The organism is Komagataeibacter kakiaceti JCM 25156, from assembly GCF_000613305.1.
The window spans coordinates 1-975 of sequence record NZ_BAIO01000705.1 but is presented as its reverse complement, the minus strand read 5'-3'; the positions used below and the strand labels follow the sequence as shown (position 1 = coordinate 975).

General features: G+C 62.4%; 2 protein-coding genes. Both read left to right on the top strand.

Annotated features, from left to right (window positions below):
• The coding region (locus tag JCM25156_RS18140) for a hypothetical protein (RefSeq protein WP_025814253.1) at positions 1–402 on the top strand (402 nt) is incomplete at its 5' end.
• A 304-nt stretch (positions 403–706) separates the two neighbouring features.
• Positions 707–975, top strand: a 269-nt coding sequence (locus tag JCM25156_RS26050; protein WP_034960998.1) for a GntT/GntP/DsdX family permease, incomplete at its 3' end; no start/stop codon positions are given.

Genomic DNA, 975 nt, shown 5'->3' with positions numbered 1-975 from the left:
GGCGTTCCAGAGCGGAGGCAGGGCCAGTATGTTGGCAAGCTGGTGCGTGTGGACGGGTGCTACATCACCTCCGCCAGTTCGGGTGGCGCGGACTGCGCCGCGTTCCGCATTGCCGATCTGCCGGGCAAGGTGGACTGGAATGGCTCCGTCCCGCTCGATGGCCCCACGATGGAGAACGCCTCCTTCCGCAAGGCCCAGCAGATCTGTGGTGATACTGGCCGCCATGACCAGTGTCGGGCCGAAGTCAGTGGCGATGTGTACGATCCGTTTGGTGATATGGGCGTGCAGGGGCAGCGGAATTTCGAACTGCGCAATGTCCGCATCCACTGGCTGGCCGAACCCACGCCGCAGGAGGGTGAGAAAACCCACCGGCGCGGGACGGAGCGCCCCGGCAGGTCCTAAGGCGCGCTAAAGGCTCTTTCTAAAATAATGGGTTGATAGAAACGGAAGTTTTTGGGTGCCGCCTTTTTTCAAAAAGGCGGCGTTCCCTGAAGGCTTTTTGAAAGAAGCTTCACCAGAAACTGCCTCGTATTTTTCAGGTTTTCAGGCGGGAACCACGCCATTATGGGCGGCTGTTCGTTCGCGGCCGCCGGTCCGTCGTGTGAATTGCTTTTTACGCGTGGCAGCATTGCGGGCCATGCCGGGATGCCTGATAAGGGGAGCAGGGCCGGGCGAGTCTGGCCGTTCCTTTGCACGGGATCTTCCCATGACTCCGCTCGCGCTGATTCTGATTGGCACCGGCTCCATCGCCGTCCTGCTTCTGCTCATTCTCGGGCTGCGGCTGCATCCCTTCGTGGCGCTGCTGGTCGTGGCGGTGGCCGTGGCGTTGCTGACCGGCATGCCGGTGGCGAAGCTGGCCGATGCGATTCAGGGCAGTATGGGCCGCACCATGGGCCATATCGCCATTATCGTCGCCCTTGGGGCCATGATCGGCCGGATGATCGACCTTTCGGGCGGCGCGGCGGTAGTGGCGGG